Origin of the sequence: Pseudoxanthomonas sp. YR558, assembly GCF_900116385.1 — a bacterium.
Classification (GTDB): domain Bacteria; phylum Pseudomonadota; class Gammaproteobacteria; order Xanthomonadales; family Xanthomonadaceae; genus Pseudoxanthomonas_A.
The window spans coordinates 510,926-535,286 of record NZ_FPCI01000001.1 but is presented as its reverse complement, the minus strand read 5'-3'; the positions used below and the strand labels follow the sequence as shown (position 1 = coordinate 535,286).

General features: G+C 66.5%; 22 protein-coding genes and 1 pseudogene. 9 read left to right on the top strand and 14 right to left on the bottom strand.

Features of this window, described 5'->3' with window-relative positions:
* Positions 1 to 3: 3 nt before the first annotated feature.
* The gene (locus BM365_RS02395) at positions 4 to 783 is read right to left on the bottom strand and encodes a YbaY family lipoprotein (RefSeq protein ID WP_093486255.1); all 780 of its coding nucleotides are present in this window, start codon (positions 781 to 783) and stop codon (positions 4 to 6) included.
* Positions 784 to 899: 116 nt separating this feature from the next.
* Between BM365_RS02395 and BM365_RS02390 the strand changes: the two genes are divergently transcribed.
* The 3 genes from BM365_RS02390 to BM365_RS02380 all read left to right on the top strand — a co-directional run bounded on the left by BM365_RS02390 (position 900) and on the right by BM365_RS02380 (position 3,311).
* Positions 900 to 1,505, top strand: a complete 606-nt coding sequence (locus BM365_RS02390; RefSeq protein WP_093489403.1) for a YdeI/OmpD-associated family protein — start codon at positions 900 to 902, stop codon at positions 1,503 to 1,505.
* 117 nt (positions 1,506 to 1,622) lie between these two features.
* Positions 1,623 to 2,507 (top strand): ZIP family metal transporter, encoded by an 885-nt coding sequence (locus tag BM365_RS02385; RefSeq protein ID WP_093486253.1) that lies wholly within the window; start codon positions 1,623 to 1,625, stop codon positions 2,505 to 2,507.
* Between the two features lie 51 nt (positions 2,508 to 2,558).
* Entirely contained in the window at positions 2,559 to 3,311 is a 753-nt protein-coding gene (locus BM365_RS02380; RefSeq protein ID WP_093486251.1) for a glutathione S-transferase family protein, read from the top strand.
* Between the two features lie 18 nt (positions 3,312 to 3,329).
* Here the strand turns inward: BM365_RS02380 and BM365_RS02375 are convergent.
* Positions 3,330 to 5,018, bottom strand: a pseudogene (locus tag BM365_RS02375) (M14 family metallopeptidase); the annotation flags it as partial.
* A gap of 214 nt (positions 5,019 to 5,232) precedes the next feature.
* Here BM365_RS02375 and BM365_RS02370 point away from each other — a divergent pair.
* The 3 genes from BM365_RS02370 to BM365_RS02360 all read left to right on the top strand — a co-directional run bounded on the left by BM365_RS02370 (position 5,233) and on the right by BM365_RS02360 (position 8,294).
* On the top strand, positions 5,233 to 6,900 hold the full coding sequence (locus BM365_RS02370) for a POT-type proton-dependent oligopeptide transporter (RefSeq protein WP_093486247.1): 1,668 nt from the start codon (positions 5,233 to 5,235) through the stop codon (positions 6,898 to 6,900).
* 7 nt (positions 6,901 to 6,907) lie between these two features.
* Positions 6,908 to 7,525, top strand: coding sequence for a rhomboid family intramembrane serine protease (locus tag BM365_RS02365; protein ID WP_093486245.1), 618 nt, complete (start codon positions 6,908 to 6,910; stop codon positions 7,523 to 7,525).
* 67 nt (positions 7,526 to 7,592) lie between these two features.
* Entirely contained in the window at positions 7,593 to 8,294 is a 702-nt protein-coding gene (locus tag BM365_RS02360; protein ID WP_139227283.1) for a hypothetical protein, read from the top strand.
* Between the two features lie 149 nt (positions 8,295 to 8,443).
* Here BM365_RS02360 and BM365_RS02355 read toward each other — a convergent pair whose 3' ends face one another.
* Positions 8,444 to 8,647 carry a hypothetical protein gene (locus tag BM365_RS02355; protein WP_056880390.1) on the bottom strand — a complete coding sequence of 68 codons (204 nt, stop codon included), beginning with the start codon at positions 8,645 to 8,647 and terminating at the stop codon, positions 8,444 to 8,446.
* A gap of 198 nt (positions 8,648 to 8,845) precedes the next feature.
* Between BM365_RS02355 and BM365_RS02350 the strand changes: the two genes are divergently transcribed.
* The 3 genes from BM365_RS02350 (at position 8,846) to cfa (ending at position 11,174) form a co-directional block, all read left to right on the top strand.
* Positions 8,846 to 9,139 (top strand): GNAT family N-acetyltransferase, encoded by a 294-nt coding sequence (locus BM365_RS02350; protein ID WP_093486241.1) that lies wholly within the window; start codon positions 8,846 to 8,848, stop codon positions 9,137 to 9,139.
* 66 nt (positions 9,140 to 9,205) lie between these two features.
* Entirely contained in the window at positions 9,206 to 10,048 is an 843-nt protein-coding gene (locus BM365_RS02345; RefSeq protein WP_233210779.1) for a DUF3298 and DUF4163 domain-containing protein, read from the top strand.
* Between the two features lie 7 nt (positions 10,049 to 10,055).
* Entirely contained in the window at positions 10,056 to 11,174 is a 1,119-nt protein-coding gene (gene cfa / locus BM365_RS02340; protein ID WP_093486237.1) for a cyclopropane fatty acyl phospholipid synthase, read from the top strand.
* Between the two features lie 66 nt (positions 11,175 to 11,240).
* Here cfa and pilH read toward each other — a convergent pair whose 3' ends face one another.
* From pilH to purB, 11 genes are all read right to left on the bottom strand, one after another.
* Positions 11,241 to 11,633, bottom strand: coding sequence for a twitching motility response regulator PilH (gene pilH, locus BM365_RS02335; RefSeq protein ID WP_093297747.1), 393 nt, complete (start codon positions 11,631 to 11,633; stop codon positions 11,241 to 11,243).
* Between the two features lie 104 nt (positions 11,634 to 11,737).
* Positions 11,738 to 12,733 carry an oxidoreductase gene (locus BM365_RS02330; protein WP_093486235.1) on the bottom strand — a complete coding sequence of 332 codons (996 nt, stop codon included), beginning with the start codon at positions 12,731 to 12,733 and terminating at the stop codon, positions 11,738 to 11,740.
* A 107-nt stretch (positions 12,734 to 12,840) separates the two neighbouring features.
* On the bottom strand, positions 12,841 to 13,434 hold the full coding sequence (locus BM365_RS02325) for an LOG family protein (RefSeq protein WP_093489401.1): 594 nt from the start codon (positions 13,432 to 13,434) through the stop codon (positions 12,841 to 12,843).
* Positions 13,435 to 13,540: 106 nt separating this feature from the next.
* Positions 13,541 to 14,977 carry a dihydrolipoyl dehydrogenase gene (gene lpdA, locus BM365_RS02320; RefSeq protein WP_093486233.1) on the bottom strand — a complete coding sequence of 479 codons (1,437 nt, stop codon included), beginning with the start codon at positions 14,975 to 14,977 and terminating at the stop codon, positions 13,541 to 13,543.
* Positions 14,978 to 15,087: 110 nt separating this feature from the next.
* Positions 15,088 to 16,311: a dihydrolipoyllysine-residue succinyltransferase gene (gene sucB / locus BM365_RS02315; protein ID WP_093486231.1), complete on the bottom strand. Its 1,224-nt coding sequence runs from the start codon at positions 16,309 to 16,311 to the stop codon at positions 15,088 to 15,090.
* Between the two features lie 52 nt (positions 16,312 to 16,363).
* Positions 16,364 to 19,264, bottom strand: a complete 2,901-nt coding sequence (locus tag BM365_RS02310) for a 2-oxoglutarate dehydrogenase E1 component (protein ID WP_175502028.1) — start codon at positions 19,262 to 19,264, stop codon at positions 16,364 to 16,366.
* Positions 19,265 to 19,380: 116 nt separating this feature from the next.
* Positions 19,381 to 20,289 (bottom strand): GNAT family N-acetyltransferase, encoded by a 909-nt coding sequence (locus tag BM365_RS02305; protein ID WP_093486227.1) that lies wholly within the window; start codon positions 20,287 to 20,289, stop codon positions 19,381 to 19,383.
* A complete protein-coding gene (locus BM365_RS02300; RefSeq protein ID WP_093489399.1) occupies positions 20,286 to 21,533 on the bottom strand; it encodes a ribosomal protein uL16 3-hydroxylase in 1,248 nt (415 codons plus the stop codon). The genes BM365_RS02305 and BM365_RS02300 overlap by 4 nt, the downstream gene beginning before the upstream one ends.
* 84 nt (positions 21,534 to 21,617) lie before the next feature.
* Positions 21,618 to 22,526: a subclass B3 metallo-beta-lactamase gene (bla, locus tag BM365_RS02295; protein WP_199186226.1), complete on the bottom strand. Its 909-nt coding sequence runs from the start codon at positions 22,524 to 22,526 to the stop codon at positions 21,618 to 21,620.
* Positions 22,523 to 22,921 carry a VOC family protein gene (locus BM365_RS02290; protein ID WP_093486225.1) on the bottom strand — a complete coding sequence of 133 codons (399 nt, stop codon included), beginning with the start codon at positions 22,919 to 22,921 and terminating at the stop codon, positions 22,523 to 22,525. The genes bla and BM365_RS02290 overlap by 4 nt, the downstream gene beginning before the upstream one ends.
* A 21-nt stretch (positions 22,922 to 22,942) precedes the next feature.
* On the bottom strand, positions 22,943 to 24,310 hold the full coding sequence (gene purB, locus BM365_RS02285; RefSeq protein WP_093486223.1) for an adenylosuccinate lyase: 1,368 nt from the start codon (positions 24,308 to 24,310) through the stop codon (positions 22,943 to 22,945).
* Positions 24,311 to 24,361: the final 51 nt, after the last annotated feature.

The window sequence follows — 24,361 nt, the reverse complement described above, 5'->3', positions numbered from 1 at the left end:
GGCTCATTCGTTGAGGAAGCGGCCGCAGCCGCGGTAGGTCTGTTCGCCCACGACCAGCGTCATGGAGACGGGGTACTCGGTATCGCTCATGCCGTCGCTGCAGGGCTCGCGCCGGGTGGTCAGCGACACGGCAGTCTGATCGGCGGTCTTGCCCCGGTAGCCCTCCGGCATCCGATCCAGGCGCGCCACATCGACCTTGCGCTCGCCGTAGTCGAGCTCCGCATGCAGCGGCGGGTTGGGGCCAGCGCCGACTTCGACCAGCCAACCGGGTTCGGTGCCGATACCGCGGAAGACGATGCCACGCGCCTTCGCCTGATCCCAAGGGGAGCCGGTCGGCGGGACCGGATCGCCACCGGCGCGCACCATGCGGAATTCCACCGGGGACGACGTGCCCAGCGTGACCGGCACGCGGGTATCGGTGACGAACCACAGCTTCCCTTGCGCATCGCGCAGGCCGGCATGCAGGCCGTACTGGCCGTTGGGCCGGAGCTTCGCTGGGTCGTAAGTCAGCGAAAAAGCGTAAGGCGGGCCGGACAAGTCGGTGAATTCCTGACTGGCGATCACCGCCGCGGGGGTGTCGGCCAACTGGGCGTCGACCAACTGCACGCTCAGGCGTGCGCCGGGCGGCGCTGCGATCCGTTCCAGGTAGGTGGCGCGGCCTTCGACGGTGGCGGTCTGGCGAGGCGCATCAGGCGCGGGCGCCGGTTGGCCTGGATGGGTGTCGGGGCGCGGCGTGCACGCCGCCAGCGACAAGCAGGCGACGGCCAGCAGGGGACGGATCATCGAGGGCGCTCCCGCGTTCGAGGTGGCCCAGCATAGCCACGAATCACGTAATGGTTCGTCAATGCGGGAAGGGCGCAGGCCGCGCTACAGTGCGCCAGCCCATCGGGAAGCCCGACATGCCGACGACCGATCCGCGTATCGACGCCTACATCGCCAAGGCGGCCGACTTCGCCCAGCCGATCCTGTTGCATGCGCGCGCCGTCGTGCACGAGGCGTGCCCGCAGGTCGTGGAAACGGTGAAGTGGGGCATGCCGACGTTCCAGTACGGGGGGCGCATCCTGTGCGGGATGGCGGCGTTCAAGCAGCATGCGTCGTTCGGCTTCTGGCAGCACGCGCAGGTCATGGAGACGGGCGAGCGGGCCGGCATGGGCAGCTTCGGCAAGATGACGAAGGTCGGCGACTTCCCCGCGAAGCGCACCCTGGTCGCGTTGATCCGCAAGGCGATGGCCCTGATCGATGCCGGAACGAAGCCGGGGTCGAAAGACGCCGCACGTACCGCACGCCCCGCGTTGCGTGTGCCCGCCGACCTGCGCGATGCGCTGGCGGGCAACGCGGCTGCGAAGACCACATTCGACGGCTTCAGCCCCAGTGCCCGTCGCGACTACATCGAGTGGATTACCGAAGCCAAGCGCGCGGAGACGCGTGCGCGCCGCCTCGAACAGGCCATCGCTTGGCTTGCCGAGGGCAAGACCCGCAACTGGAAGTACGAGCGACGCGGATAAGCCCCGGAGATTGAACTCGTCCATCGCATCGATTCAGTTTTGCGATGACACGAGCGCGGGCGCCGGCGCTACGATGGAGCGACAAGACGAAACGCATCGCGAACCGGAGCCCCCGGCATGAACCGCGTCCTGCAGCCGTTCGCCCATACCCGCACCCAGACGTCCTGGCCGTATCTGCTGGCCGTGGCCGCGATCATCGCGGTCGCGCTCTGGTGCGTGGTCGGCATGCCCGCCGATCCCGCGCAGGGTGGCGTACGGCAGGCCCTGCGAGGCGGCGCTCTGTGCGCACTCGCAACGGCCTTGGGCGCGTTGCCCGTGCTGGTGGTGCGGGCGATCCCGCAGCGCGTGTCCGATGGCCTGTTGGGATTTGGGGCCGGTGTGATGCTGGCCGCCACCGCCTTCTCGCTGGTGCTGCCCGGCCTGGATGCGGCCACCGGTGCGGGCTACTCGCCGTGGGGTGCTGCGGCACTGGTCAGTGGCGGCATTCTGCTTGGCGCAGGCGTACTGCTGGTGATGGACCGCGTGCTGGTGGACGATCCGCTGGATGCGCAGCGGCACTTGGTGCCATCGCGGGTGATGTTGTTCGTGCTCGCCATCGTGCTGCACAACGTGCCGGAAGGGATGGCGGTAGGCGTCTCGGCCGGCGGCCGCTTGAGCGGTGCGGAAGGGCTCGCCATGGGTATCGCCCTGCAGGACGTGCCCGAGGGGCTGGTCGTGGCGCTGGTGTTGGCGACGGCGGGCATGGCGCGCAGCAAGGCGGTCTTCATCGGCGCATTGTCCGGCGTGGCCGAGCCATTGGCGGCCGTGCCCAGTGCATGGGCGGTGGGCCTGTCCTCGATGCTGCTCCCGTGGGGTCTGGCATTCGCCGCGGGCGCCATGCTCATCGCGGTGGGGCACAGCGTGATTCCCGAATCCAATCGCCATGGCCACGGCGCGATCGCTTCGTGGGGCCTGGCCATCGGCTTCTGCCTGATGATGGCGTTGGATACCGCCCTGGGTTGACCCGGCTGCGGCGAGTGCGCACGCTGCCTGCCATCCCGACGGAGCAGGCACATGGCGGAACCGCTGACGATCATCGGCAATTACATCTCGCCCTACGTGCGGAAGGTGCTGGTCTGCCTCGAGCTGAAGGGCATTCCCTATCGCATCGATCCCATCGCGCCATTCGTGGGTGATGAAGACTTCAGCAAGCTCAGTCCGTTGCGGCGCATCCCTGTGCTGATCGACGGCGACCTGGTGCTCAACGACTCCACGGTGATCTGCGAATACCTGCAGGACCGCTTCCCATCGCCGTCGCTGTATCCAGCCGATCCGGTGGAGCGCGCGAAGGCGCGCTGGCTGGAGGAATACGCGGATTCCTACCTCGGCGACGTGGTGATTTGGCGGATGTTCTTCCAGAAAGGCGTGCGCCGCTTCCTGTTCAACGAAGGTACGGACGAGGAAGTCTTCCGCAAGGCGCGCGAGGAAGAGTTGCCCGTCGCGCTGGACTACCTGGAGGCTCGCCTGCCGGAAGCGGGCTGGCTCTTCGGCGACCTCTCGATCGCCGACATCAGTATCGCCAGCTTCTTCCGCAACGCGGCTTTCGTGAAATACCAGGTGGACGCGCAGCGCTGGCCCCGCACTGCGGCCTTCCTCGATCGCGCGCTGGGGCTCCCGGCATTCGCCAGGCTGGCCGCGTTCGAGGACCGCACGTTGCGCACGCCGTTGCCGGAGCAGCGCACCGTGCTCGCCGAGATGGGGGCGCCGCTTACCGAAACGACGTGTGGCAATGCGGCGCCGCGCTATGGCGTGATGCGGCTGGGGTGAAAGCGCGCATTCCGCGCCTTACGGTGCGGCGTCCGTCCGCAATACCGGATACAACTGGTAGCGCTCGTCCCACGAAGGATGGCGACGGTAGAAGAACTCCAGGCGCGCAGAAGGATCGTTGGCGAAGGCTTTGTCTTCGCGCAGCCGCCGCTCGAACTCGGCCTTCACCGCAGGGTCCCGCAGCATCTCGCGCGCGACGCTCTCGGCGACGTAGTCCTCCATGTACTCCTTGCGTTCGAACGCATTGTTGAAGCGCCCCCAGGCCAGCAGCGAATCCGGCGCCTTGGGCTCCAGCAGCGCCATCACCAGGCGCGCCTTGGGTTGCGCGATCGGCACGAATAACGCCCCGGTGGGGGTGGCGCGTTGTTCACGCGTCCAGTCGCCCTCGACGGTCAGGCGCTGGTGCGTCTCCACGGAAGCGCCACCGAAGCTGCTCTTCGTCGCGCGGAACACCTGCGCGTCGCCTTGCCACGGTTTGCCGAGCAGGCGGTACTCCACCCCATGTGTCTTCAGAACGGGCGCGACCCAGGCGGCTTCCGCGGCGGGGACCAGATAGCCGCCACGCGGCGCCTCCACGACGACGCCGGGACGGATCTCGTCCTTCAGCGGCACCTTCCAGATCTGCGGCGTTTTTTCGTCATAGCGCGTCATCAACGCGCCCGAGACGTCGGACTTCGTCCGGGTGTAGGCATAGCCACGGAAGTCGACCGTGTGCGACGTGGGTGCCGCGGCCCAGGTCAGCGGCTCGGCGGTGCCGGCCAGCTGCGCGGCGGACGCATCCGCCTGCTTGGCTGCGGCGTACCACGCCGCGCCATCGCGGGCGACGTGCTCCAGCACCGAGACGACGGTGTTGCGGGTGATCCGCACGCGTACCGGGTACTCCTTCCACGAATGCGTTTCCACCAGCATGCCGATGCGGTTGCGCAGCAGGAAATAGCCATGCGAGAAGCGGGGCGGCGGCACGCCGTCCTCGAAGCCGGAGGTGGGATCGTCCTGCACGACGAACGACGGGTAGTAGGGCAGCGGCAGCGACCCCTGCTTTGCGAGATCGTCGATCACGCCGCTGCGCAGTGCGAGTCCGGCTTTGCGCAATCCGGCATCGCCGGCATGCACGGGTTCGACCTGGATGGAGATGTCGTGTTCGAACTGCGCACCGTTGGTCGCGTGCAGGTCCACGGCGACGATCGGGTCCCAACGCTGCACCAGTTGCAGCATGGCCTGCATCTCCGGCGTGTCCGCTTTCACGTAGTCGCGGTTGAGGTTGTAATTCTGCGCGGTGGTCCGCCAGCCCATCTCCTTCGGGCCGCGCTGGTTGGGGCGGTTCCAGGCACCGAAACGCTCGTGGCCATCGACGTTGAACACCGGCACGAACACCCAGACCAGTTTGTCGAGGGCGCCTGCGGCCGCCTTGCCTTCCAGTACCTCGCGTAGCGCGAGGAAACCCGCATCCTTGCCATCGATCTCGCCGGCATGGATGCCGCCTTGCACGAGCACGACGGGTAGCTGGCGGCGTTGCGCCTGTTCCGGCGTGAGCGCACCGCTGGTGGACGCGACCAGCGCCTTCATCGGCCGACCCTCCGGCGTGGTGCCGAACGTGGTGCAGCGCACGGCCTTCGGATATTGCCGCGCGAAGGCATCGCAGAGCGCGACCACTTCATCGTACCGCCCGGTGTCGACGAATCCCGAACGCTCGGACACAGTGGTGAGGGCAGGCTGGGCCTGCGCGAGCGGCGCAAGGGCCAGCAACAGCGTGGTGCAGAGCGGTCGCAGCATGGTCATATCCTGAACAGGGCAGGGCGCATGATGCCGCGCAATCGCGGTCAGTCCCAGTCCCTATTGGCTGGGCTAACGCAGGTCTGGTGGTTCGACCCGCCGCGGGCCAATACGGTAACCTTCCGGGACTTTTTCACCGGAAGATCGGATGAGCACGACCGCAGAAGCCAGCCCGGGCCGCATGCCCCGCCAGATCCCCTACATCATCGGCAATGAGGCGTGCGAACGGTTCAGCTTCTACGGGATGCGCAACATCCTGGTGCCGTTCCTGATCAGCTCGGTGCTGCTGGCGTACCTGCCGGACCAGGCGACGCGCGAAGGCGCGGCGAAGGACCTGTTCCACAGCTTCGTGATCGGCGTGTATTTCTTCCCGCTGCTCGGCGGCTGGCTGTCGGACCGTTACTTCGGCAAGTACAACACCGTCCTATGGTTCTCGCTGATCTACTGTGCGGGCCACGCGTGCCTGGCGCTGTTCGAGAGCCATGCCGCCGGCTTCTACACCGGCTTGTTCCTGATAGCGCTGGGTTCCGGCGGCATCAAGCCGCTGGTCGTGACCTTCTGCGGCGACCAGTTCGACCAGACGAACAAGAGCAAGGCGAAGGTGGTCTTCGACGCCTTCTACTGGATCATCAACTTCGGTTCGTTCTTCGCCTCCCTGCTGATGCCGCTGGTGCTGCGCAACTGGGGAGCGGCGTGGGCGTTCGGTATCCCGGGCATCCTGATGTTCATCGCCACGCTGATCTTCTGGGCGGGGCGCAAGAAGTACGTCAACGTGCCGCCGTCGCGCGGAACCGACCCGGACTCCTTTCTGAACATCGTGCGTAGCGCGCTGTTGGGCAACGAGCGCGGCCTGGGCACCGCGATCGCCGCCGTTGGCGTGATCGGCGCCGTGGCGATGCTGGTGTTGTGGGCGTTGAAGTTCGCGGGGGTTGGCCTCTGGCCCGACGCCTGGGGTTTCGTGATTACCGCTTGCCTCGCACTCGGCGCAATCATCGCCGGCGTCGGTTTCGGCGCATCGTTGCAGCTCGAACGGGCGCGTGGCTTGCATCCGGATGCCGCCATCGAAGGTGTTCGTTCGGTGCTCCGCATCCTGATCGTGTTCGCGCTGGTCACGCCCTTCTGGTCGCTGTTCGACCAGAAGGCGTCGACCTGGGTGATCCAGGGCCGGGCGATGTTCGTGCCGGGCGACGCATGGTGGTGGCCCAGCTTCCTGATCCAGCCGCCCACCGCGTTGATGGGCACCGAGGAATATACGAAGCAAATATCCGCGGCCGCTGCGCAGATGCAGTCGCTCAATCCGCTGATGGTCATGCTGCTGATCCCGTTCAACAACCTGGTGCTGTACCCGGCGCTGCGGAAGATGGGCTTCAATGTCACCGCGCTGCGCCGCATGGGGTGGGGCATCGCGATCTCCGCGTTATCCTGGATCGTGGCAGGCTTGCTGCAGTTGCAGATGGATGATGGCGAAAAGGTCTCGCTCGCTTGGCAGACGCTGCCTTACTTGTTGTTGACCTTCGGCGAAGTCCTGGTGTCGGCGACAGCGCTGGAGTTCGCCTACAGCCAGGCGCCGATGGCGATGAAGGGCGTGATCATGGCGTTCTGGTACCTCACCAGCACCTTCGGCGGCTTGTGGGTGCTGCTGACCAACGCCAGCGTGCGCGACCCGGCCGTGATCGGCTGGATCCAGGGACAAGGCTGGACGGAGAACGCGTTCCTGATGTTCTTCTTCGCCGGCTTCGCGTTCGTTGCGGCCTTGGCGTTCGCGCTCTATGCCCGCACCTATCCGATGCAGGACAACTACCGCACCGCGGCCTGAGGACACGATGAGCGCACCGATCACCCTGCTGTTGATCGCGGTCACCTGCGTGGTGAGTTTCATCGCGTTCCGCACGCCCTCGCTGCTGATGCGCTTGATCCTCTGGCCGCCGGCGATCGACCGCCACCGCCAGTACGACCGGCTGGTGACCTACGGCTTCATCCATGCCGATTTCTGGCACCTGCTGTTCAACATGTTCACGCTGTTCTTCTTCGGGCGGCTGATGGAGCAGATCATCACCCAGCTGAGCGGTAGCCGGCTGACCTTCGTCGCGTTCTATTTCTCGGCGCTGGTGGTGTCGATCCTGCCCACCTACCTCAAGCACCAGAAGGATCCGAATTACCGCAGTCTGGGCGCGTCCGGCGCGGTATCGGCCGTGCTGTTCGCGTACATTTTGATCGATCCCTGGGCGATGATCGGGGTGTTCTTCATCCCCATGCCGGCGATCGTGTTCGCCGTGCTCTACATCGCGTACAGCATCTGGATGGACAAGCGCGGCGGCGACAACATCAATCATGGTGCCCACCTGGCGGGCGCTGCTTACGGCATCCTGTTCCTGATCGCGTTGGAGCCGGCCGTGCTGACCCACTTCATCGGCGCATTGTCGCGGCCCAGCTTCGGTTAAGCCGCCATTGCGGTAGTGATCACCTGCACTGAAGGTTCTCCGTGCTATTCCGATGTCATGTCCCCACGTGGAGCAGCGCATGGCAACGGCACGCAAGGCGACGGGTAAGAAAGCCGCCAAGAAGGTGGTGAAGAAGGCGGTGAAGAAGGCCGCAAGGAAAGCCGTGAAGAAACCGGCCAAGAAAGCGGTAAAGAGAACGAACGTCCGCACCACGAAAAAGGCGGCCAGCAAGGCCGCGAAGAAAGTGGTCAAGAAGTCCGTTGTACGTAAGCCCGCGAAGAAAGCGGCGGCGAAGAAGACGCCACGCAAGATGGCGAGCAAACGCGCTCTCGCGAAGAAGGCGGTAAAGAAGGTCGTACGCAAGGCCGTCGCGAAGAAGGCGGTCAAGAAGGTTGTGAAGAAAGCGGCGAAACGCATCGCCGCGGTGCCCCGCGCCAAGCAGGTCGTGAAGCCGCAACAGGTCGCGACATCCCCGCGCAAGGCCCCGGTACGCAAGCGCGCACCGAAGAAGATCACTCCCGAGCAGGCACTGCAGACCGCGAAGGCGTTGCTTGAGCAGAAGCAGGAGCATGATCGCCAGCCGGCACCGTGGCAGCAACTCGACGAAAGCGGTCACGGTTCGACGCAGGGCACCGGCTTCGTGTCATCGGAAGCCGCTGCGAAGGCGCTGGAATTGCACGCGGCAGAGAGCCGGATGAAAGCCATCCAGGGCAGTTCCGGCACACAGGACCGGCGCAACCAGGGCAAGCGCGATCATCGCGGCGAGTGATGCCACGGTTTCGTTGAAACGAGTGAGGTGGATCCGGTGCCTCCCGCGAAGGCGGGAGGGACGGGACTCCGGCGCGGCAGTCGCACCCGAAGGCGGACCCCTGCGCCGCGCCGGAGCGCCCGGTAGGGTGAAGCGTCTTGCGGGGCTGCTCAGTCCATCAGCGAGTGCACGGCGTGCACGCTGCCGATCTCGGCGCTGGAGTAGGCAGACATCAGACGCTCGTACACGGCGTTGTTGAGGCGCTCGAACTCCCAATCGCTGGTGTGGCCAGTGACGGTGAGTTGGAACAGGCCTTCCAGCAGCGTGAAATCGCTGGCGTTGGAGACGTCGGGCAATTCTTCGATCAGGCTCATGGCGGAACTCCGAAGTGCGGGTCTATGGCCCAGTACACGCAGCAATCGTGCCAACTCCTGTTTCGCGAACCGGGTCACGTTTCAGGTCCGCGAAGAATCCTTTCACAAGCATGAATGTGACGCGCTACGTCAGTTTTGCCTCTGGCGCCGCTGGGCAGTGCGTCACAATGCGGATGAGCCCCCCACCACGGAGATCCCATGACCCCCGACGCGCCTCTCACGGATGTCCATCACGACCCCGATGCCCGTCGTTTCCACACCCGGGTGGACGGCCATGAGGCCGAACTGCTGTATTCGCTGCGGGACGGCCGGATGGTCATCAACCACACGGGCGTGCCGAACGAGATCGGCGGCCGCGGCGTGGCCGCGTCGCTGGTGAAGTCCGCGCTCGACCATGCGCGCGCGCAGGGCTGGCGCGTGGTACCCGCCTGTTCCTATTCCGCGGCCTACATCGAACGGCATCCTGAATACGCGGAACTCATTGATAGATGAGCCAGCTGGAGGCAGCGGGTGGTGCGCCCTAGAATGACGGCCATCACACGCGGAAGGAGCCCGAACGTGTCCCCCTGTAAGACCCCCCACACCTTGCGATTGGCCTGTCTGGCCGTGTTGTTGGCTGCCTCGCTGGCGGCCTGCAAGCGCGAATCCCCGTCCGGCGCGCCCGCCGATGCGCCCGCGACGCCGGCGGCATCGGCCCCTGATGCCACCACCGCGCCGGTGGCATTGAAGGATGTCATCGAGACGACGGATCACTATGTGGTCGGCATCAGCTATCCCGCGTCCGTGAACCGCTATCCCGGCTTGGCGAAGGCGCTGGCCGACTACTCGGCCGCCGAGCGGGCCGAACTGATGGAGGCGGTGGAGGCGTTCGGCAACGACAAGCCTTCGGCGCCTTACGAACTCTCGCTGGCGTTCGAGCAAGTGGTGGATACGCCGCAGATCGTCGCCGTGGCCGCCGATGGCAGTCGCTACACGGGCGGCGCGCACGGCCAGCCGCTGATCGCGCGTTTCGTCTGGCTGCCGCAGCAGGACCAGCGCCTGACATCGGCCGCCCTCGTCACCGGACCCAAAGGCTGGCAGGCCATCAGCGATTACGTGCGCGAGCAGTTGCATACCGCCGTGGTTACGCGCGCCGATGAAGACGAACTGGCCGCGGTGGACCGCGCCGCGCTCATCAAGAGCACGTCGCGGATGATCGACGAGGGCACGGAGCCTGAGGCCGGCAACTTCAGCGAGTTCGTGCCGGTGCTCGACGCCGCAGGCCACATCACCGCACTGCGTTTCGTGTTCCCGCCTTACCAGGTGGGGCCGTATGCGGACGGCACGCAGACCGTCGACGTGCCCGCGGCGGTCCTGCTTCCGCACGTCGCACCGGAGTACGCGGGGCTGTTCGCCCGCTGAGTCCGCCATGTCGCACACCCGCTTCGAGCACAGGATGCGATCCCTGTTGGCCGAAGCGGATGTGCGGATCGACGGCGACCGGCCATGGGACTTCCGGGTCAACGACTCCCGCGTGCATGCGCGCGTGCTGGGCCAGGGTTCGCTGGGGCTGGGCGAGAGCTACATGGACGGCTGGTGGGAAGCGGAGGCGTTGGACGGCTTGCTGTTCCGCCTGCTGGATGCCCGGCTGGACGAGCGGTTGCACGGGCCGGGCGAACTCTTCGATGCACTGCGGGCACGCTTGACCAACCTGCAGTCGCGTCGTCGCAGCGGTGAAGTCGGACGCCGCCACTACGACCTGGGCAATGACCTGTATGCGGCGATGCTCGGTCGCCGTCTGGTGTACAGCTGTGCCTATTGGCGCGACGCCCGAAACTTGGACGCTGCCCAGGAAGCCAAGTTGGATCTGGTCTGTCGAAAACTGCGATTGGCACCCGGCATGAGGGTGCTCGATATCGGCTGTGGTTGGGGCGAGGCGTTGAAGTTCGCTGCCGAGCGCTATGGCGTCAGCGGAGTCGGCGTGACGATCTCCGTCGAGCAGGCGGAGTACGCACGCCGGCTGTGCGCGGGCCTGCCGATCGAGATCCGCCTGCAGGATTACCGCGATCTCGACGAGCGCTTCGATGCGGCTTTCTCGCTGGGCATGTTCGAGCACGTCGGCGTGAAGAACTACGCCACGTTCTTCGATGTCGTCCGGCGCTGCCTGCCTGCCGATGGCCTGTTCCTGCTGCACAGCATCGGCACGAACCGTTCGGTGCACCGCACCGATCCTTGGATTGCGCGCTATATCTTCCCCAATTCGATGCTGCCGTCCGCGGCGCAACTCACCCATGCGATCGAAGGGCGGTTCGTGCTGGAGGACTGGCACGGTTTCGGCGCCGACTACGACCTGACGCTGCAGGCATGGCGCAACAACGCGGAGGCGGCCTGGCAGGATCTCGATCCGCGCTACGACGCGCGGTTCCGCAGGATGTGGCGCTTCTATCTCAGTGCCTCGATGGCCACGTTCCGTGCACGCCGGTCGCAACTGTGGCAACTGGTGCTGTCGCCCCGCGGCGTGCGCGGGGGATACACCGCACCACGCTGAACGGACGCGTCCGGAAACGAAAAGAGCAGGCTCGCGCCTGCTCTTCGGTCTGCATGTAGGCCTGGGTCAGGCGGATGGCGGGGAGGGCAGTTCGCGCGCGTTGAAGATGCGTTCGATGACCTCGGCCAGCTCGTCTTCCGAGAATGGCTTGGTCAGGTAGGCCTTGGCGCCCTGGCGCAGGCCCCACATGCGGTCCGTGTCCTGGTCCTTGGTGGTCACCAGGATCACCGGGATGTGCTTGGTCGTGGCTTCACGGCTGAGCGTGCGGGTGGCCTGGAACCCATTCAGGTTGGGCATCACCACATCCATCAGGACCATGTCGGGCAGTTCGCGCTTGGCGACTTCCACACCTGCGGCACCGTCTTCTGCGGTGATGGATTCGTGCCCCAGTTTCTCGACGATACGCTGGATGCCCAGCAGCTGCGACGGTGAATCGTCGACGATCAGAATCTTTGCCATGGAGTTCCCCAAGTTGTCCCCGCCGAGGATTGTAGAGCGAGTTTGAGACAAGACAAATGGGGATGGCGGCCAGGCTATGACGCCTGTCGTGCCGCCACTGCCGTTCATCCCATTCGCACGAGCGTGCGGCCGAAGGACTGGCCGGCCAGCATGGTCCGGAAGACCTCGGGCAGGCCGTCCAGGGTGGTTTCCCGGCTGCAGATCGTGTCCAGGTGGGCGGGCTTCCAGTCGCTGGCCAGGTGGGACCAGACCGCCTCGCGCACATCCCGCGCGGTGCCCGCGGAAGCCACGCCCAGCAGGGAGACGCCACGGATGATGAAGGGCATCACCGTGGTCGGCAGGTCGTGGCTGGCGGCGAGTCCGGCCGTGGCGACGTTGCCATAAGGCGTGGTCTGCGCCAACAGGCTGGCCAGCATCGTGCCGCCGACGTTATCGAGGCCGCCGCCGAAGCGCGCCGATTCCATCGGGCGCGTCGTAGCCAGGGCATCGCGTCCAAGGACCTGAGTGGCGCCGATGGAGGTCAGGTAACCCGTGTTCTCCGGCTTTCCGCTGATCGCGTGCACCTCGAACCCGGCCTTGCTGAAGATGTCCACCGCCAGCGAACCGACGCCGCCGGTGGCGCCGGTGACGGCGAGCGGCCCCAGGTCGGGGGTCTGCCGGTTCTCGCGCATGCGGAACAGGGCCAGCGCCGCGGTGAACCCGGCCGTGCCCAGGATCATGCTCTCACGCAGGCTCAGGCCGGCGGGCAGGGGAATGATCCACTTGGCCTCCAACCGCGCGTACTCGGCATAGCCGCCGTCGCGGGTCTCGCTGAGGCCGCAGCCGGTGACAAGCACGGCATCGCCTTCCTTGAACGCGGGATCGGTCGAGGCCACCACATGACCCGCGACGTCGATGCCGCCGACCAGCGGGAAACGCCGCAGGATCTTGCCCTCGCCGGTACCGGCCAGTGCGTCCTTGTAATTGACGGAGGAGTACGCCGTCTTGATGACCACGTCGCCCGGATTCAATCCGTCGAGCGTCAGCGTCTCGATGCCGGCGCGATAGCCGGCATCGTCGTTGTGGATGCGGAAGGCGTTGAAGGTCGTTGGCAGGCTCATGAGGGTTTCCTTGTTCGCGCCGTCGCAGTGGACGACAGGGAAGGGCTTGATACCGATTCTGCCTGCCGCCCGGCGGTGAGTGCGCCGGACTTTGGTCTAACGCGCGATCAGCGCAACGATTTGCGCCGCTTCTCGTCCATCCACTTGTCCGCCTGCGCCGGCGAATAGGCGCGCATCCAGGCGACCATCGCATCGAGGTCGTCGCCATGCCACAGGTCGTTGCGCTGTTCGGGATGCAGGAAGCGTTCTTCGACCATGCGGTCGATCATGCCCATCAGCGGCGTATAGAAACCTTCGACATCGAGGAAGGCGCAGGGCTTGTCGCCGATGCCGAGCTGGCGCCAGGTCAGCATCTCGAACATCTCGTCGAGCGTGCCGAAGCCGCCGGGCAGGGCGACGAAGGCGTCGGACAGATCAAACATCCGCTTTTTGCGCTCATGCATGTTGGCGACCACTTCCAGGCGGGTGACGCCCTTGTGCGCGACTTCCCAGCCCACGAGCTGTTCGGGGATCACGCCGATGACCTCACCGCCGGCGGCGAGTACCGCATCGGCCACGATGCCCATCAGGCCGACGTTGCCGCCGCCGTAGACCAGCTGCAGGCCTTCCTTCGCGATACGGTCGCCCAGCGCGATGGCGCGTTCGGTGTAGACCGGCTTGCTGCCGGCGTTGGAGCCGCAGTAGACGCAGATGCTCTTCATGGTGGTGTCCTGTCGTGCCTGTTGTCTGAAACGCAAAACGCCAGGCTTCGCCTGGCGCATGCGGTGTTGTCTCGACGGCCGTGCGATGCGCAGCCGCCGTGCGGCCTCAGTTGGCCTTGTGGATCGAACGCTTGTGCACGGCCATCGCAGCGTCGTGGATGGCTTCGGACAGCGTGGGGTGTGCATGGCAGATACGCGCCAGGTCGTCGGCCGAACCCTTGAACTCCATCGCGATGACGCCTTCGTGGACCAGTTCCGAGACGCCCACGCCGACGGCGTGCAAGCCCAGGATCAGGTCGGTCTCCTCGTGGGCGATGACCTTCACCAGGCCGGCCGGCTCGCCCATGGCGACCGCGCGTGCGATGGCGGCGAACGGGAACGTGCCGACCTTGTACGGCACGCCTTCGGCCTTGAGCTGCTGTTCGGTCTTGCCCACCCAGGCAATTTCCGGCTCGGTGTAGATGACCCACGGCACGGTGTCGAAATTGACGTGGCCGGGCAGGCCTGCGATCAACTCGGCCACGGCGATGCCTTCCTCGAAGCCCTTGTGCGCCAGCATCGGGCCGCGCACGCAGTCGCCGACCGCCCACACGCCGTCCACGCCGGTGTGGCAGTGGTCGTCGACTTCGATCTGGCCGCGGTCGGTCAGCTTCACGCCGGTGCCATCGGCCAGCAGGCCCTTGCTCGCGGCCTTGCGGCCCACGGCGACCAGCAGCTTGTCCACCGTCAGCGTCTTCTCGCCTTCGGCGTCGCTGTAGGTGACCACGACTTCCTTCTTCTTGCCCTTGCCGGTGACCTCGGTCTTGCTGACCTTGGCACCCAGGCGGATATCCAAGCCCTGCTTCTTGAATTCCTTGGCCGCGACCTTGGCGATCTCGGCGTCGGCGGCGGCAAGGAAGTCCGGCAGCGCTTCCAGGATCACGACCTCGGCACCGAGGCGCTTCCACACGCTGCCCAGTTCCAGGCCGATCACGCCGGCGCCGATCACGGCCAGGCGCTTCGGTACTTCGGTGAAGTCCAGCGCGCCGACGTTGTCGACGATGGTCTCGCCATCGAACTTGGCGAACGGCAGTTCGATCGAATCCGAACCGGCGGCGATGATGACATTGGTGCCCTTGAGCTCCACTTCGCTGCCGTCGTGCTGCTTCACCTTGACGACGTTGCCCGGCTGCAGCTGGCCGAAGCCGTAGTACGGGGTGATCTTGTTCGCCTTGAACAGCATCGCGATGCCGCCGGTGAACTGCTTCACGATCTTGTCCTTGCGGCCGACCATCGCTTCGACGTCGATCTTGGCGTCCTTGAAGCTGATGCCGTGGTCGCCGAACAGGTGGCCCATGTTCCAGAACTGGCGCGAGGAATCCAGCAGCGCCTTGGAGGGTACGCAACCCACGCGCAGGCAGGTGCCGCCCAGCGCGGGCTTGCCGTCCTTGCCCAGCGCGGCGTCGATGCACGCGACCTTCATGCCGAGCTGCGCGGCGCGGATGGCAGCGTGGTAGCCGGCCGGGCCGGCACCGATGACGACGACGTCGAATTGTTCAGCCATTTCAGTGTCCTTTGCCTTGTGCGTCCGTCATCGGACGGTGGCGGTGTCTCGTGGAAGGAAATGGGGCCCCGCAGGGCCCCTTTCCAGCTCCCCGCGGGGAGCCGCGTGGATCACATGCCCAGAAGCATGCGGTGCGGGTTTTCCAACTGGTTCTTGATGTCGACCAGGAACAACACCGCGTCCTTGCCGTCGATGATGCGGTGGTCGTAGGACAGCGCGATGTACATCATCGGTGCGGCGATGACCTGGCCGTTCTCGACGATGGCGCGGTCCTTGATGGCGTGCATGCCCAGGATGGCGCTCTGCGGCGGGTTGACGATCGGCGTGGACATCAGCGAACCGAAGGTGCCGCCGTTGGTGATCGTGAAGGTGCCGCCCTGCAGGTCTTCCAGGCCCAGCTTGCCGTCGCGCGCCTTCTTGGCGTACTCGGCGATGCCCTTCTCGATGTCGCCGAAGCCCATGCGCTCGACGTTGCGCAGCACCGGCGTGACCAGGCCCTTCTCGGTGGAGACGGCGATCGAGATGTCGGAATAGCCGTGGTAGATGATGTCGTTGCCATCGACCGACGCATTGACGATCGGGTGGCGCTGCAGCGCGTTGGCGGCGGCCTTGGCGAAGAAACTCATGAAGCCGAGCTTGATGCCGTTGGCCTTCACGAAGTCGTCCTGCAGTTCCTTGCGCATCTCCATGACCTTGCCCAGGTTGACCTCGTTGAACGAGGTCAGCATGGCGATCGAGTTCTTGGACTGCATCAGGCGCTCGGCGATGCGGGTACGGATGCGCGTCATCGGCACGCGCTCTTCAGGACGCGCGCCACCGGACACGCCCGCGGTCTTGCCGCTGGCGTAATTGACCAGGTCTTCCTTGGTCACGGCGCCGCGGCGACCGGTACCTTCCACGGCGGCCGGATCGATGCCCTGGGTGATGGCGGTGAAGCGCGCACCCGGCGGCAGCGCATCGGCGCCGGCCGGGGCCGGCTTGGTGCTGGACGGGGCGGCGGCGTCGGCCTTGGCGGCTTCGGCCTTCGGCTGTACTTCCTGAGCGCCGGCGGCCGGCTTCTTCTCTTCCGCGGCGGGGGCGGGCGCAGCAGCTGCTGCACCTTCTTCGATGATCGCCAGCAACTGCTGGCTGGTCACCGTGTCGCCTTCCTTGAACTTGATCTCCTTCAGCACACCGTCGACGGGCGAGGGCACTTCCAGCACGACCTTGTCGGTTTCCAGGTCCATCAGGTTCTCGTCGCGCTTGACGGCATCACCCACCTTCTTGTGCCAGGCGGCGATGGTGGCGTCGGAGACGGACTCGGGAAGAACCGGAACTTTGACTTCAGTGGCCATTGGATGGGACGTCCTGGTGGTGTTGTTGTTCGTTGGAATGGGTGAGGCGTACTTACTCGGCGACGTTGTCGCTGCCGAGCTTGTTGACCAGCGCATCGGCGACCAGCTTCAGCTGTTCCTCGACGTGCTCGGCGAAATGGCCGGCAGCGGGCGAGGGCGAACGCGAGCGGCCCGCGTAGTGCAGCGTCTGCTTGTCGGCCAGGCAGGCCTGCAGGTGGTGCTTGATCTGGTACCACGCGCCCTGGTTCTGCGGCTCTTCCTGGCACCAGATGACTTCGGTCGCCTTGCCATAGCGCTTCAGTTCGGCGGCCAGCTGCTCGCGCGGGAACGGATAGAGCTGCTCGACGCGGAGGATGGCCACATCGTCCTGGCCCCGCTTCTGCGCGTCTTCCAGCAGGTCGTAGTAGACCTTGCCCGAGCAGGCGACGACGCGCTTGACCTTCTTGGCGTCGGCGGCGGCGTCCGGGATCAGGTGCTGGAACTCGCCGTTGGCGAGTTCGTCCAGCGTGGACACGGCCAGCTTGTGGCGCAGCAGCGACTTGGGCGTCATCACGACCAGCGGCTTGCGCGTGGTCATGCGCATCTGCCGGCGGAGCATGTGGTAGCACTGGGCGGGCGTGGTCGGCACGCAGACCAGCATGTTCTCCACGGCGCACAGCTGCAGGAAGCGCTCCAGGCGCGCCGAGCTGTGCTCGGGGCCCTGGCCTTCGTAGCCGTGCGGCAGCAGCAGCGTCAGGCCGCTGATGCGGCCCCACTTGGCTTCGCCGGCGGCGATGAACTGGTCGATCACGACCTGCGCGCCGTTGGCGAAGTCGCCGAACTGCGCTTCCCAGATGCACAGGGTGTTGGGATCGGTGGTCGAGAAGCCGTATTCGAACGCCATCACCGCTTCTTCGCTGAGCAGCGAGTCGATGATGGTGGCCTGCTCGGCCTGTTCCACCAGCTGGCGCAGCGGCAGGTAGTAGCTGTCGGTCTTCTGGTCGTGGAGGATCGCGTGGCGGTGGAAGAACGTGCCGCGCCCCGCGTCCTGGCCGACCAGGCGCAGGCCGTTGCCTTCCGCCAGCAGCGTGGCGTAGGCGAGGTTCTCGGCGAAGCCCCAGTCGGCGAGCTGTTCGCCGGCCGCCATCTTCACGCGGTCCTCGTAGATCTTCGCCACGCGCGGATGCAGCGCGACGCCGGCCGGGATCGTGGTGATGATCTTGGCCAGCGAGTCCAGCGACTTGCGCTTGACCTTGGTGTCGACCGCATCGCTGAGCTTGCCCGAGAGATAGCGCGACCAGTCGATCGCCAGCTCGTCGCCCTTCTGCTTGGCGAGTTCGGTGGTGACTTCGCCGGAGTCCAGCTTGTTGCGGTATTCGTCCGCCAGCGACTTGCCGCCCTCGGCCGGGATCACGCCAGCGCCTTCCAGCTTGGCGGCGTACATCTCGCGCGTGGTCGCGTGCTTGCGGATGGTCTGGTACATGACCGGCTGGGTTGCGGCCGGCTCGTCGGCTTCGTTGTGGCCGTGGCGGCGGTAGCACACCAGGTCGATGACCACGTCCTTCTTGAACTGCTGGCGGAAGTCGTAGGCCAGCTGGGCCACGAACACCACCGCTTCCGGATCGTCGCCATTCACATGGAACACCGGCGCGCCGACCATCTTGGCCACGTCCGTGCAATACAGCGTGGAGCGCGAGTCTTCCTTGTTGCTGGTGGTGAAGCCGATCTGGTTGTTGATGACGATATGCAGCGTGCCGCCGACGGCGAAACCGCGCGCCTGCGACATCTGGAACAGCTCCATCACCACGCCCTGGCCGGCGAACGCGGCGTCGCCGTGCATGATGATCGGCAACACGGCTTGGCGCGCGGCGTCGTTGCGGCGCTCCTGGCGCGAACGGACGCTGCCGGCCACGACGGGGTCGACGATCTCGAGGTGCGACGGGTTGAAGGCCAGGGCCAGGTGGACCGGGCCGCCCGGGGTGGCGATGTCGGCGGAGAAGCCCATGTGGTACTTCACGTCGCCGGCGTGCGCGAGGCTGTTGTCGTGTTCGAACTTGCCTTCGAACTCGTCGAACAACTTGCGCGGGTTCTTGCCCAGCGTGTTGACCAGCACGTTCAGGCGGCCGCGGTGGGCCATGCCGACCACGATGTCCTTGACGCCGCCTTCGCCGGCGCTGCGGATCGTGGTGTCCAACAACGGGATCAGCGCGTCGCCGCCTTCCAGCGAGAACCGCTTCTGGCCGACGTACTTGGTGTGCAGGTAGCGTTCCAGGCCCTCGGCGGCGGTCAGGCGCTCGAGCGTGCGGCGCTTGGCGTCATCGGACAGGCCGAACTGGCCGCTAGCCGTCTCCAGGCGCTGGTACAGCCACTGGCGCTGGTCGACTTCGGAGATGTGCATGAACTCGACACCGATCGGGCCGGTGTAGGTCGCCTTCAGGCGCGCCAGCAGGTCGCGCAGCTTCATGCGCGAGTTGCCGCCGACGTTGCCGGTGCTGAACTCGCTGTCGAGGTCCTTGTCGGACAGATCGTGGAACGACAGTTCCAGGTCCGGCGGGTTGACCGGCGGGGTCAGGCCCAGCGGGTCGATCTGCGCGCCAAGATGGCCGCGCGAACGGTAGGCCGTGATCAGGCGGCCGACATTGCGCTCGCGCTCGTCGCCGCCGGCGGCCACGACGTGGCCGTTGTTGGCGGCCTGACGGGCGGCTTCGGTGATCTGCTGGATGACGACCGAGTGCGGTACGTCACCGGCTTCGTGGCCCTTGAAGCCATCGAAGTAGGCCTTCCACTTGGGGCCCACGCTGTCCGGGGCGACGAGGTACTGCTCGTACAGGTCTTCGACGTAGGAGGCATTGCCTCCATTGAGCTGCGAGGATTGCGCGAACTGCTTCAGGAGATTGTCCACGATGGCGATGGCGTGCTGTGGGGTAGTCGAGGAGGCGCTTACGGTCCATGTCGCGCGATGTCCGACGGACATGGACGAAAACCCAGAAATTATACCCCCATGCCGGGAAGGGGGCGTAACCGGATTGGACTAAAGACGCAGGGCATGGCCCCGCGGAGGCCTCTGTGGCGCGGTTCTCGAGGCGCCGATCAGAGGCCGAGCGCGCGGAATTCCGTCACCGGGCGTGCGCGTTCCCACATTTGCGTGAACTCGTCGCGCAGTTGGCGGGCGCGCCCCGCATGCTCCAGGCCGGCCTCGCCATCGAAGCGATGACCCAACGGGCGGTGGTAGTAGCCGTGATCGTCGTTGGCGACGAAGGCGGCGGTGTAGGAGAGGTCTACAGGATCCTGCACCTCGCGGAAGGCGAAGACGCTGGACAGGCGTTGGCCGAGGCCGATCAAGGGAGCCAGGGCGCGCTGAGGGGTTGCCGCATCCTGGAGGAGGACCTGGACCTGCACGCCCGTGCGGTGCGTGGCGAAGCGGCGCAGGGCGTCCAGCACGGGCGGTGCATCCCACAACCCCGGATCCAGCGCGCGGCTGTAGATCACGAGCGAGCGGCGTGCCTGCACGATGACGGCGGTGGTGATCGCGACAGCTTCGGCCCGATGGGCGATGGTGGCAGTGCCGCCCAGCAGCCGGCGCATGCCCTGGTGCTCGATGCCGTCTTCGAAGAAGCGGTCACCCTCGGGCAGGAACCCGTGGCGGGCATAGAACCGTTCGGCGTCCACCTGGGCGTGCAGGGAGACGGCCGGCCATTGGCGCTGGCGGGCCTCGGCCAGCAGGGCGCGCAGCAGGGCCTCGCCGACGCCGCGGCCGCGCCAGGCCGACAGCACGGCCATCCGCCCGATCCGGTGGTCCGGAGTGAGCCGGGCGGTCCCGATGGGCGCCCCGTCGGCATCGCGGGCGATCATGTGGTGGCAGAGCGGGTCGAGCGCGTCCTGTTCGAGGTCGCGCGGGACGCCTTGTTCCTCGATGAAGACCGCCTCGCGGACGCGCCGCAGGTCCGGCAGCGCGGTAGCGTAGTCGACCGCTTCGACGCGGACATCGACGGTGGTCATGGGTCTTCGTCCTCCAGGGCCGCGTCGTCGTCCAGGGCCAGTTGGTAATGGCCTTGTGCCGCGAGCGCCATCACCGCGTCGCGCCCTGCGTCGCTCAGGGCCGCGTAGCTGGGACCGTCGAGGCTTTCCAGTGCGGCGAGCGCCTGTGCGTCCTTGACCGGCAGGGTGTAGTCCAGGCCGTTGCAGAACAGGGTGGCGGCCTTCTTGCGCCGGCGCCAGGCGAATCGCGAGAACGGGTGTCGCAGCAGGCGCGCGCCTTGCTGCAGGTCCCACTCCATCTCGATCCGCGAGGGCGTGTCGGGCGACGGCATCACGTCGCCGGAGGCGCGGTAGGTGGTGATGAAACGGCCGAACCAGTCGCCGACCAGGTCGGGATCGTTCATGCGCAACGCATTCAAGGCTTCGACCACGCGCTCCATGGCGCGCGCGTCGATTTCGTTCGGGTCCTGCGGCGCGGCCAGGTCTTCGTCGTGGTAGCGCACGGCCTCGTCCGCTTCGGCGATCAGCGTGTCCAGGTAGTCGCCGATCAGTTCGGCCGACGAAGGCGCACGCATGCCCACCGAGAACGTCAGGCACGGGTTCTCGGCCACGCCGTGATGGGGGACCAGCGGCGGCAGGTACAGCATGTCGCCGGGAGAGAGGACCCATTCGTGGGTGGGTTCGAACGTGCGCAACAGCTTGATCGCCACGTCCTCCTGGAAACCCAGGTCCGGTGCTGGCTGCCCCATCGCCACGCGGGCGTCGATCGCCCAACGGCGTTCGCCCTGCGCCTGCAGCAGGAACACGTCGTAGTGATCCACGTGCGCGCCGACCGAACCGCCGGTGGCCGCGAAGCTGATCATGATGTCGTCCACCCGCCAGCGCGGCAGGAAGCGGAACTGCTCCAGCAGCGCACGCACGTCGGCGTCCCACTTGTCCACGTCCTGCACCAACAGGGTCCAGTCGTGGTCGGGCAGGCCAGGAAAATCCTCTTCCTGGAAAGGGCCCGTGCGGACATCCCACACGCCGGTAGCGCGGTCCAGGCTGATCATCCGCGCCAGCACGCCTTCTTCGCAGGCGAGCCCGGCGAGATCCTCCGGCTGCACCGGGGTCTCGAAGCCGGGGAACGCGTTGCGGATCAGCAGCGGCCGCTTGTGCCAGTAGTCGCGCAGGAAGCGGTCGGCAGGCATGCCCAGCGGGTAGTCGCGCGTGGCGTCGATCTCGAACGGAAGCGAAGTGGTGCGTGAGGAGGTCTTCTTGTTCATCGGGAGGTGTTCGCGCGGCGATGCGTCATGCGGGAAAGGAAAGGCCAGCGTCGCCGAGGGCGGCACGCCGGGCATTGATGCTGATCAAGGATGGGCGGGCGTCGTCGTGGCGGCTTCGTCGGCCAGGCGCTTGTCGAGTCGCTGGGTGGCGGTGTCCGCGTAGGCCCGGCAAGCGCCGGTGTCGGAGAGTGGTGCGCGGGCGCCGGGGCCGATGCGCGACCACAGCTTGCTCGCCGATGGGTGCGGCGTGATCAGTACGTCGCAATCCAGCGAGGCGATCCGCGCCAGCGTGTTGCGGAATGCCGCCACGTAGCCCGGGTGTGCTTGCTCGTCGCTGTAGCGGTACACGTCGTCGGAGATCGCGGTCAGGCTGTCGGCATAGACCATCTGGTGGCACGCGTCGCCTTCGCACGAACGCCAGGTCCAGCTGGTGCCGCCGGGTGTGTGGCCGGGCGAAGCGACGGCGTGCAGGGCCAGCGGCCCCACGCGCACGACGCCGTCGTCGGCGAGGGTGACGACGCGCTCGACCGGGGCGATCGGTTCGGACACCTCGAGCTGCGGATCGCTGCGGTCCGGGGTGCCGCGCTTCAACGTGCCGACCGCGGGCGCACGTGCGTACACCGGCGCTCCGGTGGCGCGCTGCAACGCGGCCAGGCTGCCGGTATGGTCGTAGTGTTCGTGCGAGAACACGATCGCGCGCACATCCTCGGGCTTGAAGCCGAGCGCGCGGATGTTGGCCAGGATCTGCGGGCCGGCTTGTGGCGTGGCGGCGTCGATCAGGATGTGGCCGGCATCGGAGGTCACCAGCAAGGCGCTGATGCCACAGGTGCCGACGAACCAGGTGTTGCCGTAGACCCGCAGGGGCGTGGCGGGATCATTCCAGCCGGCGTCGTCCTCACAGGCCTTGCCAGGCGGCGCATCGGCCGCGTGCGCGGCGAACGGAAGCGTGGAGACGAGCAAGCCACCAACAAGAAGGAAGGCACGGAGCATCATGTAGCGATCTCGTCGTAACCACGATTGACGAACTGCAGCAGGCACCAGCCATGGCCCCAAGGATCGGCCAGGCGGACGATGCGGCCCCAGTTCGCGTCGCGGATGTCGGATTCCTGCACCAGTCCGGCCTCCACGGCACGGTCGAGGGCAGGCTCGAGGTGGTCCACCACCACGTCCAGGTGCACGGGCGTCCAGTGGCGGGCGTAGTCGCGGCGCATATCCGCGGCGGCAGTGGTGCCGGCCGCATTCTGCAGCACGTAGATCGGCGCCTGAGCACCCAGCAGCTCCACGCCGCCGCTGCCGAAGCGTCGCCCGGCGGAGAGCCCGAAGGCGCGGGTGTAAAGCGCTTCCGCAGCGGGAAGATCGGGGACGTCGATGTTGATCAACAGGTGCATCGCCGTTCCCGTCTCCGCAGGTCAGATGTCCCGGGCGAGGCGCTCGGCCAGGCCGGTGTAGCTGCCCGGCGTCATGTCGCGCAGGCGCTGCTTGGCGTCCGCCGGCAGATCGAGCGATTCGATGAAGCTGCGCATGGAGTCGGCGGTGATGCCCTGGCCGCGCGTCAGCGCCTTGAGCTGTTCGTACGGGTTCGGCAGGCCATGACGGCGCATCACCGTCTGCACGGCCTCGGCCAGCACTTCCCAGGCCGCATCGAGGTCGGCGTCCAGGCGCTGCGGATTCACTTCGAGTTTGCCCAGGCCCTTCGCCAGCGAATCCAGTGCTACCTGCGTATGGCCGAACGCGGTGCCCAGCGCACGCAGCACGGTGGAATCGGTCAGATCGCGCTGCCAGCGACTGATCGGCAGCTTGGCGCTGAAATGCTCGAACAGTGCGTTGGCGATGCCGAAGTTGCCTTCCGCGTTCTCGAAGTCGATCGGGTTGACCTTGTGCGGCATGGTGGAACTGCCGACTTCGCCTTCCTTGAGCCGCTGTTTGAAGTAGCCCAGCGAGATGTAGCCCCAGATGTCGCGGGCCAGGTCGACCAGAATGGTGTTGGCGCGACGCGCGGCATCGCCGATCTCTGCAACGTTGTCGTGCGGCTCGATCTGCGTGGTGTACGGGTTGAACACCAGGCCCAGGCCTTCGACGAAGCGTTGCGCGAACACCGGCCAGTCCACGTCCGGGTAGCTGGCCACATGCGCGTTGTAGTTGCCCACCGCGCCATTGATCTTGCCGGTCAGTTCCACCGCGGCGATCTGCGTGCGCTGGCGCTCGAGGCGGGCGACGACGTTGGCGATCTCCTTGCCCAGCGTGGTCGGCGAGGCGGTCTGTCCGTGCGTGCGCGACAGCATCGGCTGCGCCGCCTGCGCATGGGCCAGCGCGCGCAGCGTGGCGGCGACGCCGTCCAGCGCGGGCAGCAGCACGTCGCCGCGTGCCTGTTCCAGCATCAGCCCGTAGGACAGGTTGTTGATGTCTTCGCTGGTGCAGGCGAAATGGACGAATTCCAGCGCCGGTGCGAGTTCGGCATCGTCCTTCAGCTGCTCCTTGATGAAGTACTCCACCGCCTTGACGTCATGGTTGGTGGTGCGCTCGATCTCCTTCACGCGGGCGGCATGGGCGACGCTGAAGCCGTCGGCCAGCGCACGAAGGCGCGCCTTCGCACCGTCGGAGAAGTCGGGCAGCTCAACGATGCCGGGCTCCGCGGCCAGCGCCAGCAGCCACTCGACTTCCACCTTCACGCGGGCGCGGATCAGGCCGTATTCGGAAAAGATCGGGCGCAGCGCATCGACCTTGCCGGCGTAGCGGCCATCGAGCGGGGAGAGGGCGAGCAGGGACGATTCCGACATGGGGGGCGGGGAGGGCTGAAAAGGATCGTTTCATTTTACCCCGGGAAGCGG